A 17,324-nucleotide genomic window follows, 5' to 3' on the forward strand; every position below is an offset into this window, starting at 1 on the left:
CAACGGGCCCGGTACGGCAGTTATGCCCGCACTCCGGTGAGCTTGTCCGGGTTGCGCATGATGTAGACGGCCGTGATCCGCCCGTCGGTGATGCCGAGGCTGAAGACGGTGTCCGGCCGGCCCTGCGCCAGCAGCACGAACGCCGGGGTGCCGTTGATCTCCTCGAACCGCAGCTCCAGGCCGGGCACTTGGAGGTTGGAGACGGCGACGAGGAAGCGGCCCACCTTGTCCGCGCTCTCGATGACGCGCCGCGCGGCCTTCGCCTTGCCGCCCGCGTCGCTGACGAGCCGGACGTCGGGGGCGAGCAGCGCCAGCAGGTCCTCCAGGCTGCCGCCGGTGGCGGCGGCGAGGAACCGCTCGGTCAGGTCGCGCTGCTGCACCGGGTCGACGTCGAACCGCGGCCGGCGCTCGTCGACGTGCCGCCGTGCGCGGGTGGCGAGTTGGCGCACCGCCGACTCCGAGCGCTCCAGGGCGGTGGCGATCTCCGGGAAGGGGAAGCCGAACGCCTCGCGCAGCACGAACACCGCACGTTCCAGGGGCGAGAGGGACTCCAGCACGACGAGGAGGGCGAGCGAGACGGAGTCGGCGAGCACGGCCCGCTCGGCGGTGTCCGGCACGGCGGCGGCGAAGTCGGTGGTGACGGGCTCGGGGAGCCAGGGCCCGACGTAGGCCTCGCGCCGGGACTGCACCTGGCGCAGCCGGTCGAGGGCCAGCCGGGTGGTGATCCGCACCAGGTAGGCGCGGGGTTCGCGGACCTCGTCGCGGTCCGCGCGCGACCAGCGCAGCCAGGCCTCCTGCACGACGTCCTCCGCGTCGGCGAAGCGGCCCAGCATGCGGTAGGCCACCCCGGTCAGCGTGGAGCGGTGTTCTTCGAAGGCGTCGAGTACGGCATCACGGTCGTTCACCGGCCCATCCCATCCGAAGCGATGGGCCGTTGTCCACATGAGCCGCCTCTCAGCGCGGACGTCCCGTACACCCCGGGGTCTACCCCGCGGTAACCGTTGCTGACATCCTGTCTCATACACGTTGCGGATGACAGTTGCGGATGACAGAGGGGCAGCTCCATGGCCGAGACGATCTCCTTTCCCGTCGCCACCCCGTCCGGGCGGCGGACCGTGCAGGTGGTGCACGAACGGCTCGGCAGCGGCGATCCGCTGGTGCTGCTGCACGGCATCGGCCACCATCTCCAGGCCTGGGACCCGGTGGTGGGGCTCCTCGCCGCCGAGCGCGACGTCATCTCCGTGGACCTGCCGGGCTTCGGCCGCTCCCCCGCCCTGCCGGAAGGCGTCTCCTACGACCTGCAGGGCGTGGTCTCCGTGCTGCGCGCCCTCTTCGAGGAGCTGGGCGTGGACCGGCCGCACGTCGCGGGCAACTCCCTCGGCGGACTGATCGCCCTGGCACTCGGACACGAGAAGCTCGTACAGTCCGTCACCGCGCTCTCCCCCGGCGGGTTCTGGACCGAGGGCGAGCGCCGCTACGCCTTCACGGTGCTGCAGGCGATGCGGCGCGGTGCCCTGTCCCTGCCGCCGGACGCGGTCACGCGGCTGGCCCGTACCGCGGTCGGCCGGGCGGCCCTGACGAGCACCATCTACGCCCGCCCCGGGCGCCGTTCGCCGGATGCCGTGGTCGCCGAGACGCGGGCCCTGCGCGAGGCGGCGGGCTTCGAGGCCACGCTCGCCGCCGGGCAGTCGGTGATGTTCGCCCACGACGTGCCGGACGTGCCGGTCACCATCGCCTGGGGCTCCCGCGACCGGATCCTCCTGCGGCGGCAGGGCGTGCGGGCCAAGAAGGTGATTCCCACGGCGCGGCTGGTCCGGCTGCCGGGCTGCGGGCACTGCCCCATGAACGACGACCCGGCGCTCGTCGCCCGCGTCATCCTCGACACCTCGCGCCGGCCGGGGGCGCGCGTCGCACAGTGACGCCGCCGCCCGGCGGTGCAAGGCTGGGCCGACCCAGTCGACTCCCGTGGGATAGAGGTGCGGTGCAGTGGCCGAACAGGTGGACGTCGTCGTCATCGGCATGGGTCCGGGCGGCGAGCACGTGGCGGGACGGCTGGCCGAGTCCGGCCTGAGCGTCGTGGGCGTGGAGGCGGAGCTCGTCGGCGGCGAGTGCCCCTACTGGGCCTGCATTCCCAGCAAGATGATGATCCGCGCCGGCAACCTGCTGGCCGAGGCGCGGCGGGTGCCCGGCATGGCGGGCACCGCACAGGTCGCGGCGGACTGGGCGCCGGTGGCGGCCCGGATCCGGGACGAGGCGACGGACGACTGGAACGACCAGGTCGCGGCGGACCGTTTCACCGGCAAGGGCGGCGTGCTCGTCCGCGGGCGCGGCCGGCTGGCCGGTCCGGGGCGGGTCGAGGTGGACGGCCCGGAGGGCGGCAGCTTCGAGGCGCGCATCGGTGTGGTGCTGGCCACCGGGTCCCGTCCGCAGATCCCGCCGGTGCCGGGCCTGGCGGACGTGCCGTACTGGACCAACCGGGACGCCATCGCGGCGAAGGAACCGCCCGCCTCGCTGCTGGTGCTGGGCGGCGGCGCGATCGGTGTCGAACTGTCCCAGGTCTACGCCCGGTTCGGCACCCGGGTCACCGTCGTGGAGGCGATGGACGCACTCGTCCCCGCCGAGGAGCCGGAGGCGGGCGAGCTGCTGGCACAGGTCCTGGCCGGCGAGGGCCTGACGCTGCGGACGGGTGCCCGGGCGACGGCGGTGCGGCACGACGGCGAGACCTTCACCGTCGCCCTGGAGAACGGTGAGGAACTGACGGCCGATCAGCTGCTCGTCGCCACCGGCCGTAAGGCCGACCTCTCGGCCCTGGGCCTGGAGACGGTGGGCCTCGACCCGTCGGCCCGCTCGCTGAGGACCGACGGGCGGATGCTGGCCGCCCCGGGGCTGTGGGGCGTCGGCGACGTGACCGGGCACGGGGCGTTCACGCACGTCGCGATGTACGAGGCCGAGATCGCCATCCGCAGCGTGCTCGGCGACCCGGGCCCCGACGCGGACTACCGGGCGCTGCCCCGGGTGACCTTCACCGACCCGGAGATCGGGGCGGTGGGCCTGACCGAGCGGCAGGCCCGCGAGAAGGGGCTGCGGGTGCGCACGGGCTGCTCGCGCGTGCCGGAGTCGGCGCGCGGCTGGATCCACAAGGCGGGCAACGAGGGCCTGGTCAAGCTGGTCGAGGACAGCGGCCGGGGCGTGCTCGTCGGGGCGACGGCGATGGGCCCGGCGGGCGGCGAGGTGCTGTACGGTCTGGCCGTGGCGGTCCAGGCCGAGGTGCCGGTGGAGACGCTGCGGCACATGATCTTCGCGTACCCGACCTTCCACCGGGGAGTGGAGGACGCGCTGAAGGACCTGTGGTCCCACACGGACCAGGCATGAATTCCGCGATAAGTTTCGCAATAAAACACCCTTTGCCGGAAGAAGCGCGGGACGGGTCCCTTTACCCATCGGACACAGAGCGTTCGTGATCACGCAACACCGCTCGGCCAGGGTGGACCGCATGACCGACGAGACTCCCGCGAAGCACCGCCCGGGCCACCACTGGCGCCGCGACCTCGCCGAGATCGCGGCGCTGTTCACGGCGGTGGCCGCCGCCGACTCCGTCGCCGACACGGTCGTCCACGGCCCCGACGGCCCCGCCCTGCTCGTCGGCTCGGCCGCCGCCCTGCTGGCCACGGCGGGCTGCCACCTGTGGTGGTCCCGCCGCCGCGGCCACGCCCCGCCGGGCGGCGACGCGAGCCCCCCGTCGCCTGCCGCCCGCCCCGCACCCGCCGAGGCGGGCGACACCGCGCTGTGGCGCATGCGGACCACCGTGCGCGACGAGCCCGGCAGCCTGGCCTCGCTGTGCCAGGCCCTGGCCGGGCACCGGGTCGACATCCTGGCCCTGCAGACCCACCCCCTCGGCGAGGGCACCGTCGACGAACTCCTGCTGCGCGCCCCCGCCGTGCTCGCCCCCGCCGATCTGACCCGGGCGGCCGCCGACGGCGGCGGCAGCGACACCTGGCTGGAGCGGGCGGACGCCCACGACCTGGTGGACGCCCCCACCCGGGTGCTCGGCCTCGCCACCCGCACCGCGCTCGACCCGGCCGAACTTCCGCTCGCCCTGCGCCAGTTGCTGGGCCGCTGCACCATCCGCTCCGTACCGCTGCGGCCGGCGGAGGCCGACCCGGTGCCGGAGGAAGGGACCTGGGACGGCGCGGTGATGCGGCTGCGGGACCCGGCCGGCGGGACGATCACCATCGAGCGGCCTCATCTGCCGTTCACACCCACCGAGTTCGCCCGCGCCCGGGCCCTGGTCGAGCTCGACACCCGGCTCGGTCCGCGGATGCCCGCACGCAGCGATGTGCTCACCCTGCCCGAGGGCAACGAGATCACCGTCCGCCGCGCCGACCTCGGCGACCTCGCCGCCGCGCGCGCCATGCACGACCGCTGCTCCGCCGCCACCCTCGCCCGCCGCTACCACGGACCGGTCACCGACGCCGACCGCTACCTGCGGCATCTGCTCGGCCCGCGCTTCGGTCGCACCCTGGCCGCGTACACCGCGTCCGGCCGGCTCGTCGCGCTGGGGCACCTGCTGTGGGACGGCGACGAGACCGAGGTCGCCCTGCTCGTCGAGGACGCGTGGCAGCGGCGCGGCGTCGGCGGCGAACTCCTGGGCCGGCTCGTCGCCATGGCCACGGAGGCCGGCTGCGCCCGCGTCTACGCCGTCACCACCTCCTCCAACACCGGGATGGTGGCGGCCATGCGGGCCCTCGGCCTGCCGCTGGACTACCAGATCGAGGAGGGCACCGTCGTCGTCACGGCCCGGCTGGCACCCGCCCGCGCGGCCGCGGGCGTGCCGGCATGGCGGTCCGCCCAGAGCAAATCCCCCTGACACGGACGCTCTTCGCGTACGAGGATGTGCGCATGCCGAAGACCACGAGCAGCCAGCTGCCCCGCCAGGTCGCCGACGCCCACGTCGACGCGACCGTCGCCCTCGACCCCATCACCGGCACCTTCCTCGGAACGGCCGAGTCAGCCCGGCGGCTTCCCGACTTCTCGCCCGACGGGCAGCAGGAGGTGGCCGGCCTGGCCCGCGCGACGCTCAAGGCGCTCACCGAGGCCGAGGCGCAGCCGGGGGCGGACAGCGACGTCGAGCGGCGCTGCGCCCGGCTGCTGCGCGAGCGGCTGACCGCCGAACTCGCCGTGCACGAGGCCGGGGAGCCGCTGCGTGCCGTCAGCAACATCCACTCGCCCCTGCACTCGGTGCGCGAGGTCTTCACCGCGATGCCCACCGACACCGCGGACGACTGGGCGGCGGTCGCCGCGCGGCTGCAGGCCGTGCCGGCCGCGCTGGAGGGCTACCGGGCCTCGCTCGCCGAGGGGATCCGCCGCGGTCTGCCGGGCGGCCCGCGCCAGGTGACCACCGTGCTCGGGCAGCTGGACGAGTGGATCGGCACCGGGAACGGCTGGTTCGGCGACTTCACCGCCGCCGGCCCCGAACAGCTGCGCTCCGACCTGGACAAGGCCGCCGCCACCGCCACGGGCGGCCTCGCCGCCCTGCGCGACTGGCTGCGCGACGTCTACGCCCCGGCCGCCGAAGGTGCCCCGGACATCGTCGGCCGCGAGCGCTACGCCCGCTGGTCGCGCTACTGGAACGGCACCGACCTGGATCTGGACGAGGCGTACGCGTACGGCTGGTCCGAATACCACCGGCTCCTCGGCGAGATGCGCACCGAAGCGGCGAAGATCCTGCCGGACGCGCGGACCCCGTGGGAGGCCTTGGCCCATCTCGACGTGCACGGCCACCACATCGAGGGCGTCGAGGAGGTGCGCGTCTGGCTCCAGGAACTGATGGACGAGGCGATCGACGCGCTCGACGGCACCCACTTCGAACTGGCCGAGCGGGTACGGCGGGTGGAGTCGCGCATCGCCCCGCCCGGCGGCGCGGCGGCCCCGTACTACAGCCAGCCGTCGGAGGACTTCTCCCGGCCGGGCCGCACCTGGCTGCCCACCATGGGCGAGACCCGCTTCCCGGTGTACGACCTCGTCTCCACCTGGTACCACGAGGGCGTTCCCGGCCATCACCTGCAACTGGCGCAGTGGGTGCACGTGGCCGACAGCCTCTCCCGCTACCAGGCCACGGTGGGCTGGGTGAGCGCCAACTGCGAGGGCTGGGCGCTGTATGCGGAGCGGCTGATGGACGAACTCGGCTTCCTCGCCGACCCCGAGCGCCGGCTGGGTTATCTGGACGCCCAGATGATGCGCTCGACGCGGATCATCGTCGACATCGGCATGCACCTGGAGCTGGAGATCCCCGGCCACTCCCCGTTCCACCCGGGCGAGCGCTGGACGCCGCAGCTGGCACAGGAGTTCTTCGGCCTGCACAGCGGCCGCCCGGCCGCGTTCGTCGAGAGCGAGCTCATCCGCTACCAGGGCATGCCGGCCCAGGCCATCGGCTACAAGCTGGGCGAACGGGCGTGGCTCGCGGGCCGGGAGGCGGCGCGGAAGCGGCACGGGGACGCGTTCGACGCGAAGGCGTGGCACATGGCGGCGCTGTCGCAGGGGTCGCTGGGGCTGGACGATCTGGTGGCGGAGCTGTCGGTGCTCTGAGGCGGTGGCCGCGCCCCTTACGGGGCGCGGTGCCGTACGGCCGAGCCCGAGCGGCCCTTGACGACCTGCAGCTGTGCGGGGATCCGCTGCCTCAGGTCGGGGACGTGGCTGACGATGCCGACCGTGCGGTCCCGTTCGCGGAGCGAGTCCAGGACGTCCAGCACCTCGTCCAGGGTCTCCTCGTCCAGGGTGCCGAAGCCCTCGTCGATGAAGAGCGTGTCCAGGCGGGTGCCGCCCGCCTCCTCGGTGACGACGTCGGCGAGACCGAGCGCGAGGGCGAGCGAGGCGAAGAAGGTCTCGCCGCCCGAGAGTGTCGCGGTGTCGCGCGCGCTGCCCGTCCAGGCGTCGACGACGTGCAGGCCGAGCCCCGAGCGGCCGCGGCCGGCGGCCCGGGCGTCGGAGTGGACGAGCGTGTAGCGGCCGCCCGACATGCGCTGCAGGCGTACGGTCGCGGCGGCCGCGACCTGTTCGAGGCGGGCCGCCAGGACGTAGGACTCCAGACGCATCTTGCGCTCGTTGCGGGCCGAGGTGCCCGCGGCGAGCGCGGCGAGACCCGCGACGCGGTGGTGCTCCTCGCGCAGCGGGGCGAGCCGTACGGCGTCGGTCGCGGCACGGCGGGAGAGCCGGTCCAGTTCCGCGCAGCGGGTCCGCGCGGCGGCGTCCCGGGCGGCGGCCTCCTGCAGTCTGCGGGTCGCCGCATCCGCGGCGGCCTGGGCGGCCGCGGGGTCGGCGGGCGGCTGCGCGGCGGCGGCCGCCAGGCTCGCGTCGGCCAACTCCGCGGCGACGGCGGCCTCTTCACTCTGCCACCGGTCGAGGCGTTCCTGGAGCCGCCGCTGCCCGGCGGCGTCCAGCAGGGCCTCGGCCGCCCGGCCGGGGGTGTCGAACCCGGCGCGGTAGGCGGCGTCGGCGAGGCGGTCGTCGGCCTCCTTGAGGCGGTCCGCAGCGGCTTCCGCGCCGCGCACGGCCTCGGCCGCCTCGGCGAGGCGGGCGAGCTGCTGCTCCAGCAGCGCCGCCCGGCGCTCGACACTCTCCTCGCCTCCGCGCGCCTGCCTCAACTCCTCCTCCAGGGAGCGGAGTTCGCGATCGAGGTCGTCGCGGTGGGAGGTGCGGGCGGCGATGCGCAGCTGGGCGTCCTGCTGTTCTCGGCGGCGGCGCTCGTATTCGTGCTCGGCGCCGGACAGCGCGTCCCGTGCGGTGCGCAGGTCCGCGGCGGCGGCCTGCGCCTGCGCGAGGGAGCGTTCCAACGCGGCGGCGTCGGCGGCGAGTTCGGCGGTGGATGCCGTGCCGGCCGTGGCGGTCGCGGCGGCGAGGGCCTCGCGCAGCGACTGCACCTGCCGTGCGGCCTCGTCGCGGAGTGCGTCGGCCGCCTGGGAGGCGTCCAGTGCGGCCTGCTCGGCCGCGCGGTCCGGGTGCTCGGCCGCAGCGCGGGCGGGGGCGGGGTGCTCGGTGGCGCCGCACACGGCGCACGGGGCGCCGGGCTCCAGTCCGGCGGCCAGTTCGGCGGCGATGCCGCGCAGGCGGCGGTCCTTGAGCTCCAGCCAGTGCTCGCGGGCGGCGGCGGCCTGTTCGCGGGCGCGCAGCAGCCGGGCCTCGGCCTCGTCGGCCTCGCCGGTGAGCATGTCGCGACGCCGGGCGGCGGCGAGCCGTTCCCGGGCGGGCGCGATGCGACTGCCGAGCTGTTCGGCCCGCGCGGCGGCCTCCTGTGCGGCGTCGACCCGCTGCCGGAGGGCGTGCCGCCGGCCGTCCCAGTCGTCGAGCCAGGACACCGCTTCCGCAACGGCCTCTTCGTCGGCCCGCGCCTCGCGGTCCAGCCGGGCGGCCTCCACGGTGACGGCGGCGGCCCGCTGTTCGGCGCGGCGGGCGGCGGCGAGCGACCCGAGTTCCTCGCGGAACGTGCGTTCCAGGGCGGCGAGTTGCTCGCCGCTCGCGTCCCGGTGCGTGTCGGGCAGTCGGCGGCGCGCCGCCGACTCGGCCGCGGCGGCGGCCCGGTGGGCCCGGCCGGCCTCGTCGCGCAACTCCAGCGCAGGCGCAACGGCCTCGGCGGCCCGCGCCGCCGCCAACCGCCCGCGCACGGGCTCCAGTTCCCCGCGCTGCGCCGCGAGCAGGGCGCTGCGCTGCCGGGCCGCCTCGTACCGCCGCTGCATCCGCGCCAGTTCACGCGCCTGTTCGGCGCGCTCCTGCGCGGCACGGTGGTCCTGCTCGGCGGCACGAAGAGCGAGCGCGGCGATGTCCCGCCTTTCCCTGGCCTGCGCCCGCGCGAGCGCGGCCCACTCGAGAACGGCCTCGACGAGCCCGTCGTCACCGGGCCCGAGAGGCGCTTCGGCGGCCCGGGGGGCGGGGACTGCGGGGCGGGTGCTGCGCCGCGGTGCGGCAGCGCCGGCCTCGGGGGGCGACTCGACGCCGCCCCCCGCACGAGCCGGCTCCCCCGCCCGGGAGGGCTCCGGTGTACCGACCTCCGGCAGGGCCGGGTCCGCCGCGGCCTGCCGTATCCGGTGGGCCAGGGCGAGGAGTTGCTCGTCCCCCGCGCGGACGCGCGCCTCCGCCGTGCGGCGGCGTTCCGCCAGGTGGTTCTCGACCGCCGCGAAGCGGCCCGTGTCGAAGAGCCTGCCGAGCAGCCGGCTGCGGGCGGTGTCCTCGGCGTGCAGGAAGCGGGCGAAGTCGCCCTGCGGCAACAGCACGACCTGGCAGAACTGTTCGCGGCTCATGCCCAGCAGCTGGATGATCTCCTCGCCGATCTCCTGGTGCGAGCGGCTGAGGCCGTGCCAGGCACCGTCGCGGTGCTCGCGCAGTGCGCTGTAGGCCTTCTCGCGCGTGAAGCCGGCGCCCTTCTTCTTCGGGCGCAGTTGCTCGGGCCTCCTCGTGAGCTCCAACTTCCGCCCGCCGACGGTGAGTTCGAGTGCCACCTCGGTGGGCAGGTCGGCGGCGGCGTGGTCGCTGCGCAGGCTCAGGCCGCTGCCCTGGCGGGCGCCGGGCACGCTGCCGTAGAGGGCGTAGCAGACGGCGTCGAGAACGGAGGTCTTGCCCGCGCCGGTGGGGCCGTGCAGCAGGAACAGGCCGGCGGCCGACAGGGCGTCGAAGTCGACGTGCTGGGTGCCGCCGAACGGCCCGAAGGCGGTGACGGTGAGCCGGTGCAGCCTCATCGGGCGGTCTCTCCGAGGGTCTCGTCCAGGCGAACCGAGTCGAGCGCGGCCGTCAGCACGACCCGCTCGGCCTCGTCGGGTCCCCGGCCGCCTCGCACGTGCGCCACGAAGTCCTCCGCGATCTCCTGGTCGCTGCGGCCGCGCAGCCGCTGCGCGTAGGAGGCGAACGAGTCCTCGGGGGCGCCCTCGGGGTCGAGGACGAGGCTCACCACGTGGGGGAAGCGCTTGGCCAGGCGCGCCATGGGGTCCTGGGGGCGTACGGGGTCGGTCAGCGTGGCCTCGACCCAGGCGTCCTCGTGGGCCGCGAGCGCCGGGTCGGCGAGGAGATCGTCGAGGCGGCCGCGGATACGGGCCAGCGGGCGCGGCACCGGGCAGTCGACGCGCTCGGCGGCGACGGTTCCGTCGGCGCCGAGGTCGATCAGCCACATGGTCTTGCGGTGGGCGGCCTCGGAGAAGGAGTAGGCGAGCGGTGAACCGGAGTAGCGGACGCGCTCGTTGATCGTCTGGCAGCCGTGGAGGTGGCCGAGCGCCGCGTAGTCGACGCCGTCGAAGATCTCGGGGCCCACGGCGGCGACACCGCCGACCGTGATGTCCCGTTCGCTGTCGCTGGGCGCGCCCCCGGCGACGAAGGCGTGCGCGAGCACGACGGACCGGGTCCCGGCGGGCCGCCCGGCCAGGTCGGCGCGCACGCGGTCCATGGCGGCGCCGAGCACGGCGGCGTGCCCGGCCCGGTCGGCGCCCAGGGCGTCGCGGACGAGTGCGGGTTCGAGGTAGGGCAGCCCGTAGAAGGCGACGTCGCCGTGGGCGTCGGCGAGGACGACGGGGGTGCCGCACCCGGCGGGGTCGGTGCGCAGATGGACCCCGGCGCGCTCGATGAGCCCGGCGCCGACGCCGAGCCGGCGGGGCGAGTCGTGGTTGCCGGAGATCATGACGGTGGGCACGCCGAGCTCCGCGAGCCGGTGCAGGGCCTCGTCGAACAGCTCGACGGCGGCGAGCGGCGGCACGGCCCGGTCGTAGACGTCCCCGGCGACGAGCACGACGTCGACGCGTTCGTCACGGGCGGTGCGCACGAGGTGACCGACGAACTCCCGCTGGGCGTCCAGCAGGCCGATGCGGTGGAAGGACCGGCCCAGGTGCCAGTCCGAGGTGTGCAGGATTCTCACCGGTGGGCTCCGCCCCGCATGCCGCTCCGTTCCCTCCGCTTCGCCGAGTGCACCAGTGTCTCAGACGTCCCCGTACGCCTCGCCGCCAAGCTCGAATTCCGCGGTGCCCGCGGTGGCGTCCGCGAGCCAGGCGCGGAAGGTGTCCACTTCCGCCTCGGGCAGCCCGATCTCGATGCGTACTCCGGCCCCGTACGTCACTTCGCGCACCGCCCGTCCCGTGGCCCGCAGTTCGTTCTCCAGCTTTCCGGCCCGCTGGTGGTCGACGGTGACGGCGGCCAGCCGGTAGCGGCGGCGGGTGACCGTGTCGAGGGTGTCGAGGGCCTCGCCGACGACCCCGCCGTAGGCGCGGATCAGCCCGCCCGCGCCGAGCTTGATGCCGCCGAAGTAGCGGGTGACGACGGCGACGACGTACCGCATCTCGCGCCGCACGAGCATCTGCAGCATCGGCACCCCCGCGGTGCCGCCGGGCTCCCCGTCGTCGCTCGCCTTCTGCACGGAGCCGTCGGCGCCGAGGACGTAGGCCCAGCAGTGGTGCCGGGCGGTGGGGTGCTCCTTGCGGATGCGGGCGACGAACGCCTGCGCCTCCTCCTCGGTCGCGACGGGCGCGAGCGCACAGATGAAGCGCGACTTGCTGATCTCGATCTCGTGCACGCCCTCGCGCGCGACTGTCCGGTATTCGTCGGCCATTCCGCCAGCCTATGCCGGACGCGGGAATGGTCCGGCAGCGGCCGCCGTTGAGCCGGTCATGTACGCAGAGGCGGGGATCATCCGCAAGATCATCGAGGGTACGGGCGACACCTGGGCCGTGGTCGGTCTGTCCTCCAACGAGCAGCGCGCGGCGTTCCGTGTCGCGGAGGTGCTGCAGCACCACGGCAAGCGCATCGTGCCGGTGCACCCGAAGGCCGAGACGGTGCACGGGGAGAAGGGGTACGCCTCGCTGGCCGAGATCCCCTTCGACGTCGACGTGGTCGACGTCTTCGTCAACTCCGAGCTGGCGGGCGCCGTCGCGGACGAGGCCGTGGCGATCGGCGCGAAGGCGGTGTGGTTCCAGCTGGGGGTGATCGACGAGGACGCGTACGAACGGACGCGCGCGGCGGGCCTGCTGATGGTGATGGACCGCTGCCCGGCCATCGAGATCCCCCGCCTGCGCTGAGCCCGTTCAGCCGCCGAGTCCGGCGAGGACCGTCGCACCGGGCAGCTCCGCGAGGGCCTTGCCCGGCACGATGAGCTTGCCGCGGCGGCTGCCGCTGCCGACGATGACGTACGGGCTGTCGGCCACGGCCTGATCGACGAGAACCGGCCATCCTGCGGGCAGTCCGACGGGCGTGATGCCCCCGTACTCCATGCCGGTTGCCTCCAGCACGGTGTCCATGGGCGCGAAGGAGGCCTTGCGGGCGCCGAGATGACGGCGGACGACGCCGTTGACGTCGGCCCGGGTGTGACCGAGGACCATGCAGGCGGCGAGGGTGACCTCGCCGCCGCGCTTCGCCGCCACGACGACGCAGTTGGCGGAGAGGTCCAGCAGCCAGGGCCCGTAACTCTCCGCCAGCACGGCCGTGTCGGCGCGCTCGGGCTCGGTGTCCACGTACAGCAGCTCCTCGACCGGGACCGGGCCGGTCCAGCCGCGCAGGGCATCGGCCACCGGCCGGACCAGCAGGTCCAGACGGTCCACGGCGGGCCGGACATCGTCGAAGGCTTCCATCGGCGTGCGCATGCGCGCCACGCTAACAGCCGCCCCCCACGGGCGGGATGGCGACGGCCATGGTGAGCTCCACCGGCCGGTCGCCGTCGTTGCGGTAGCCGTGCGGGACGTCGGACTCGAAGGCGGCCGCGGTGCCGGCGGGCAGCCGGAACTGCTCGCCGTCCACGACGAGGGTGAGTTCGCCGGCCGTGACGCGGAGCAGCTCCACGGTGCCGGGCGGGTGGGGGTCCGAGGTGCTGGCGTCGCCCGGCTCGACGTGCCAGTCCCACAGTTCCATCGGGCCGCGGACCTGGGTGCCCACCAGCAGCGTGTGGTGGCTGCCGGCCTCGCTGGACCACATGCGTGTGGCCTCCTGCGGCGGCACGATCCGCACCCGCCCCTCCTGCTCGCGCTCCAGCAGGGTGGTGATGCTGACGCCCAGGGCGTCGGCGAGCTTGACCGTGGTGCCGACGCTGGGATTCGTCCGGGCCTGCTCGATCTGGATGATCATGCCGCGGCTGACGCCCGAGCGCGCCGCCAGGGCGTCCAGGGTGAGGCGGCGTTCGCTGCGCCAGCGCTTGAGATTGCGGGCGAGCGACTGCGTGAGCTTGTCGAGGTCCGTCACGGTCAGGTCAGGTCCGTTCCGTCCAGTTTATTTGATTAAATAGTTCAGTTCATTGCACTACAGCGTGGTGCACGCAACCGTCCACCACACTGTACTGCGAGGTGCTCATGACCCCCGTCTTCGCCCTGGCCACCGCCCTCATGTGGGGCCTGGCCGACTTCGGCGGCGGACTCCTCACCCGGCGGCTGCCGGCCCTCACCGTCGTGCTGGTCTCCCAGCTGCTGGCCGTGGGCGCCCTCGGCACGATCGTGATCGCCACCGGTGCCTGGTCCGAGGCCGGACCCCGGCTGTGGTTCGCCGCGGCCGCGGGCGTCGTGGGCACCGCGGCCCTGCTCTGCTTCTACCGGGCGCTGGCCCTCGGCCCGATGGGCGTCGTCTCCCCGCTGGGCGCGCTCGGCGGCGTGGCGGTGCCGGTCGGCGTCGGCCTCGTCCTCGGCGAGCGGCCCGGGCTGCTGCAGTTCGCGGGCATCGCGGTCGCCATCGTCGGCGTCGTCCTGGCCAGCGGTCCGGGGCTGGGCGGGGCGCCCGTGCAGCGGCAGACCCTGGTGCTCACGCTGGTGGCCGCGTTCGGCTTCGGCTCGGTCATGGCGCTGATCGCCGAGGCGTCGCACAGCCTGACCGGCCTGTTCCTCGCCCTGTTCGTCCAGCGCGTGTGCAACGTGGCGGTCGGCGGAACCGTCCTCCTGGTCTCCTCGCGCCGCGGCACCCCCGCGCTGCCGGCCGGCGGCTGGAGCGTGATCCGCTCCTCGCTGCCGGCCCTCGCCTTCATCGGCCTCGCGGACGTGGCGGCCAACGGCACGTACAACCTCGCCGCCCACAGCGGCCCGGTGACGGTGGCGGCCGTGCTGGCGTCCCTCTACCCCGTGGTCACGGCCCTGGCGGCGCGCGGCGTCCTGCGCGAACGCATGCAGACGCTGCAGGCGGCGGGGGCTGGGCTGGCCCTGGTGGGAACGGTGCTGCTGGCGACGGGGTGACCCGTCCGGGCGCGACTACCCCGCGCCCTCCCCCAGTTCCGCAAGACTCGGCGGCCCCGCCGCCCGCAGCGGCGGCTCCCAGCCGCGCACCGCGTCCCACCGCCGCACCACCTTCGCCGGCACCCCGGCCACCACGGAGTGGTCCGGCACCTCGCCGCGCACCACGGCCCCCGCCGCCACCACGACGTTCCGCCCGAGCCGCGCCCCCGGCAGGATCACGGCCCCGGCCCCCAGCCAGCTGCCCGGTCCTATGGAGACGGGCGAACTCCGCGGCCACTGCCGCCCGATGGGCTGGTCGGGGTCCTCGTAGGAGTGGTTGTCGCTGGTGACGTAGACGTACGGCCCGCAGAAGACGTCGTTGCCGAAGGTCACCGGCTGCGAGGCGATGACATGGCTGCCGCGGCCGAGCACGACGCCGTTGCCCAGCCGCAGCACCGGGTCCGGGCCGAGGTCGAGCCCCGGCACCATGCCCGCGGTGAGGGTGACCTGTTCCCCGACGATGCAGTGGTCGCCGAGCTCGATCCAGCCCTCGCCGAAGACCGTGCCGAGCGGGAAGGCGAGCCGGGTCCCGGTGCCGATGCGGCGGAAGCGGTACGGTCCCGGCCGCTCGGCGGTCACCGCACCGGCCTGCTGGAGCCAGCGCCAGCCCCGGTGGACCGCACGGGAGACGGCCCGGCGCCGCCAGGCCCCGAGGGCCGCGACGGCACCGGACGAGAACGTGTTACTGGTCTTCGGCACCCGCTCACCGTACTCAGCGGGGCCGGATCGAGGCCGCGCGAAGTCCTGTGATCTTCACCCCACGGGGTCAGCGCCCGCCAGGGGCGCCGAACCCCCGGCTCTCGACGGCCTCGCGGTGGGCCTTCGCCAGCCCCAGATACGCCTCGGCGTTGGCCCTGATGTGCTCGCGCTCCTCGGCCGTCAGCGCACGCCGCACCTTGGCGGGCACCCCGGCGACCAGGGAGCCGGGCGGGACGTCCATGCCCTGCGGGACCAGCGCCTGGGCCGCGACGAGCGAACCGGCGCCGACCCTGGCGCCGTTGAGGACGGTCGCGCCCATGCCCACGAGGACGTCGTCCTCCACGGTGCAGCCGTGCAGCACGGCGTTGTGGCCGACGGTCACACGCTCGCCGACACGGACCGGGAAGCCCGGGTCGACGTGCACGGTGCAGTTGTCCTGGATGTTGCTGTCGGCACCGATGACGATCGGCCCGCCGTCGGCGCGCAGCACCGCGTGGTACCAGACGCCGGCCCCCGCGGCGAGCGTCACATCGCCGATGAGGACGGAGGTGGGCGCGGCGAAGGCCGCCGGATCGACGTCCGGCTCCTTGCCGCCGATGCCCAGGGTCAGCGCATGCCCGGTCACTGCCGCCTCCTCAGTCGGCGGCCGCGACGGACGCGGACTCGGCGGGCTCCTGCTCGGCGGCCTCGGCCGCCTTCTTCGCCTTGATCCGCATGACGACGAACGAGCCGATGCCGAAGAGGACCGCGACGGCCAGGCCGATGTAGGAGAACTTGCCGATCCACTCCTCGGCGACCTTGCCCACGGTGTAGATGAGGGCGACCGTGCCGCCGGCCCAGGCGATGCCGCCGAGCACATTGGCGATGAGGAACTTCCAGTACGGCATCTTCAGCACGCCCGCCAGCGGACCGGCGAAGATGCGCAGCAGCGCGATGAAGCGACCGATGAAGACGGCCCACATGCCCCACTTCGTGAACGCCTTCTCGGCCGTGGCCACATGGTGCGGGCCGAAGTGCTTGGGGAACTTCCGGCCGAGCCAGTCGAGCAGCGGCTTGCCGCCCTTGCGCCCGATCAGATAGCCGAGGGAGTCGCCGACGATGGCACCGGCGACGGCACAGGCGCCCAGGACGTACGGATTGATGTGGTCCTGGGAGGCGGCCAGCAGCGTGGCGCTGACGAGGACGATCTCACCGGGAAGCGGAATGCCCAGGCTTTCCAGCCCGATGACCCCGGCCACCAGGAGGTAGACGGCAATCGCCGGTACTGATTCGAGCCACTCCTGGATGTGCAACGCCGGTTCCTCCCCGGTTGACGAACTGCTGCCCGGCGTGCGCCGAGCAGACGCACGCCGGGAAGCCTACTGGAGGTAAAGACTCGTCCAGGAGCCCGTTGGTTGACAGCAGAGGGCCACTTCTGCGGAACGTCCCGGTGCGGCGCCCCGTGGCTCAGTCGACGCCGGCGGTCTGCAGGTCGGACACGGTCTCGCCGCAGAGGACCGCGTGGTGGAGCTGCTGGAGCGAGGGCGAAGGCTCCAGACCGAGCTCGGCGACCAGCGCTCCGCGCAGCCGCTGGTACGCCTCGAGGGCCCGCCAGGTGCCGCCCGAGCGGTGCAGGGCCAGCATCAGCTGGGCGCAGAAGCGCTCGTGCATGGGGTGACGTGCCGTCAGGACACGGAGTTCGGGGATGATCTCGGCGTGCCGGCCGAGGCGCAGGTCGGCGTCGATGCGCCGTTCCAGCGCGACCATGCGGTTCTCCTCCAGCCGCAGCACCTCGAGCTCGAGCATGCTGCCCGCCCGGACGTCCACGAGGGCGGGGCCCTGCCACAGGGCGAGGGCGCGGCACAGCAGCCGGGAGGCGCTGCGGTAGTCGGCGGCGTCGAACGCGGTCCGGCCGTCGACCACCAGCTGTTCGAATTCCTGCACGTCGACCGATCCCGGCTGCACCCGCAGCAGATAGCCTCCGAACTGGGTGACCAGCACGTCCTTGGCGCTGCGCGCGGGTTCGTCGGTCAGGGCCGCGGAGATCTTGCGGCGCAGTTGGAGGATGTAGGTCTGCAGCGTGGTGGACGCGCTGCGGGGGATGCGCTCCCCCCAGATCTCGGTCATCAGCGTGGGGACGGTGACCACGTGGTCGGCCTGCAGGGCCAGCAGAGCCAGTATCTGGCGGGGCTTGGCCGCGCTGGGGACCACCGAGACTCCCTGCTCATGAGCATCCAGCGGTCCCAGTACCTTGATGTCCATTGCGCGCTCTCCCCCTTCGAGTCGCATCCCGCCGAGCCGGTCGGGGCTCGCCCGGAGCCTGCGCATCAGACTGGCAGCAAGGGGCCGGCCGGCCCAGTGAGCAGGGCATGAGCGCAATCATGAAAATCTCACGGACATCCCGTGAGGGGGGCACTGCCCCGCCACGCCACGACGGCT

General features: G+C 74.2%; 16 protein-coding genes. 6 read left to right on the forward strand and 10 right to left on the reverse strand.

Annotated elements, in window-relative coordinates; genetic code table 11:
- Nucleotides 1-20 precede the first annotated feature (20 nt).
- The gene (locus tag HG542_RS07290; RefSeq protein WP_171079247.1) at nucleotides 21-944 is read right to left on the reverse strand and encodes an RNA polymerase sigma-70 factor; all 924 of its coding nucleotides are present in this window, start codon (nucleotides 942-944) and stop codon (nucleotides 21-23) included.
- A 120-nt stretch (nucleotides 945-1,064) separates the two neighbouring features.
- Here HG542_RS07290 and HG542_RS07295 point away from each other — a divergent pair, with 120 nt between their 5' ends.
- The 4 genes from HG542_RS07295 to HG542_RS07310 all read left to right on the forward strand — a co-directional run bounded on the left by HG542_RS07295 (nucleotide 1,065) and on the right by HG542_RS07310 (nucleotide 6,585).
- On the forward strand, nucleotides 1,065-1,919 hold the full coding sequence (locus tag HG542_RS07295) for an alpha/beta fold hydrolase (protein WP_171079248.1): 855 nt from the start codon (nucleotides 1,065-1,067) through the stop codon (nucleotides 1,917-1,919).
- 67 nt (nucleotides 1,920-1,986) lie between these two features.
- Nucleotides 1,987-3,372 (forward strand): dihydrolipoyl dehydrogenase family protein, encoded by a 1,386-nt coding sequence (locus tag HG542_RS35930; protein ID WP_171079249.1) that lies wholly within the window; start codon nucleotides 1,987-1,989, stop codon nucleotides 3,370-3,372.
- 121 nt (nucleotides 3,373-3,493) lie between these two features.
- The gene (locus HG542_RS07305; RefSeq protein WP_171079250.1) at nucleotides 3,494-4,867 is read left to right on the forward strand and encodes a GNAT family N-acetyltransferase; all 1,374 of its coding nucleotides are present in this window, start codon (nucleotides 3,494-3,496) and stop codon (nucleotides 4,865-4,867) included.
- 32 nt (nucleotides 4,868-4,899) lie between these two features.
- Nucleotides 4,900-6,585 carry a DUF885 domain-containing protein gene (locus tag HG542_RS07310; RefSeq protein WP_171079251.1) on the forward strand — a complete coding sequence of 562 codons (1,686 nt, stop codon included), beginning with the start codon at nucleotides 4,900-4,902 and terminating at the stop codon, nucleotides 6,583-6,585.
- Nucleotides 6,586-6,602: 17 nt separating this feature from the next.
- On the opposite strand, the gene HG542_RS07315 is transcribed toward HG542_RS07310, so the two are convergent.
- Genes HG542_RS07315 through HG542_RS07325 form a run of 3 tightly spaced genes read right to left on the reverse strand, consistent with a single transcriptional unit; the run spans nucleotide 6,603 to nucleotide 11,575 of the window.
- A complete protein-coding gene (locus HG542_RS07315; RefSeq protein ID WP_171079252.1) occupies nucleotides 6,603-9,725 on the reverse strand; it encodes an AAA family ATPase in 3,123 nt (1,040 codons plus the stop codon).
- Entirely contained in the window at nucleotides 9,722-10,888 is a 1,167-nt protein-coding gene (locus HG542_RS07320; protein ID WP_171079253.1) for an exonuclease SbcCD subunit D, read from the reverse strand. The genes HG542_RS07315 and HG542_RS07320 overlap by 4 nt, the downstream gene beginning before the upstream one ends.
- Nucleotides 10,889-10,948: 60 nt before the next feature.
- Entirely contained in the window at nucleotides 10,949-11,575 is a 627-nt protein-coding gene (locus tag HG542_RS07325; RefSeq protein ID WP_171079254.1) for a YigZ family protein, read from the reverse strand.
- 58 nt (nucleotides 11,576-11,633) lie between these two features.
- Here HG542_RS07325 and HG542_RS07330 point away from each other — a divergent pair, with 58 nt between their 5' ends.
- Entirely contained in the window at nucleotides 11,634-12,041 is a 408-nt protein-coding gene (locus HG542_RS07330; protein WP_171079255.1) for a CoA-binding protein, read from the forward strand.
- A 6-nt stretch (nucleotides 12,042-12,047) separates the two neighbouring features.
- Here HG542_RS07330 and HG542_RS07335 read toward each other — a convergent pair whose 3' ends face one another.
- A complete protein-coding gene (locus HG542_RS07335; RefSeq protein WP_229922599.1) occupies nucleotides 12,048-12,602 on the reverse strand; it encodes a YbaK/EbsC family protein in 555 nt (184 codons plus the stop codon).
- 10 nt (nucleotides 12,603-12,612) lie between these two features.
- Nucleotides 12,613-13,194: a helix-turn-helix domain-containing protein gene (locus tag HG542_RS07340; RefSeq protein ID WP_171079256.1), complete on the reverse strand. Its 582-nt coding sequence runs from the start codon at nucleotides 13,192-13,194 to the stop codon at nucleotides 12,613-12,615.
- Nucleotides 13,195-13,301: 107 nt separating this feature from the next.
- On the opposite strand from HG542_RS07340, the gene HG542_RS07345 reads away from it, so the two are divergent.
- Nucleotides 13,302-14,168 carry a DMT family transporter gene (locus tag HG542_RS07345; RefSeq protein ID WP_171079257.1) on the forward strand — a complete coding sequence of 289 codons (867 nt, stop codon included), beginning with the start codon at nucleotides 13,302-13,304 and terminating at the stop codon, nucleotides 14,166-14,168.
- A gap of 15 nt (nucleotides 14,169-14,183) precedes the next feature.
- On the opposite strand, the gene HG542_RS07350 is transcribed toward HG542_RS07345, so the two are convergent.
- The 4 genes from HG542_RS07350 to HG542_RS07365 all read right to left on the reverse strand — a co-directional run bounded on the left by HG542_RS07350 (nucleotide 14,184) and on the right by HG542_RS07365 (nucleotide 17,147).
- Nucleotides 14,184-14,906 (reverse strand): acyltransferase, encoded by a 723-nt coding sequence (locus tag HG542_RS07350; protein ID WP_171079258.1) that lies wholly within the window; start codon nucleotides 14,904-14,906, stop codon nucleotides 14,184-14,186.
- Nucleotides 14,907-14,973: 67 nt separating this feature from the next.
- The gene (locus tag HG542_RS07355; RefSeq protein ID WP_171079259.1) at nucleotides 14,974-15,531 is read right to left on the reverse strand and encodes a gamma carbonic anhydrase family protein; all 558 of its coding nucleotides are present in this window, start codon (nucleotides 15,529-15,531) and stop codon (nucleotides 14,974-14,976) included.
- A gap of 10 nt (nucleotides 15,532-15,541) precedes the next feature.
- Nucleotides 15,542-16,198 carry a DedA family protein gene (locus HG542_RS07360; RefSeq protein WP_171079260.1) on the reverse strand — a complete coding sequence of 219 codons (657 nt, stop codon included), beginning with the start codon at nucleotides 16,196-16,198 and terminating at the stop codon, nucleotides 15,542-15,544.
- 154 nt (nucleotides 16,199-16,352) lie between these two features.
- Complete coding sequence (locus HG542_RS07365; protein ID WP_171079261.1) at nucleotides 16,353-17,147, reverse strand: AfsR/SARP family transcriptional regulator; 795 nt, start codon at nucleotides 17,145-17,147, stop codon at nucleotides 16,353-16,355.
- Between the last annotated feature and the right edge of the window lie 177 nt (nucleotides 17,148-17,324).

This window comes from Streptomyces morookaense, assembly GCF_013030945.1.
Lineage (GTDB): Bacteria > Actinomycetota > Actinomycetes > Streptomycetales > Streptomycetaceae > Streptomyces > Streptomyces morookaensis.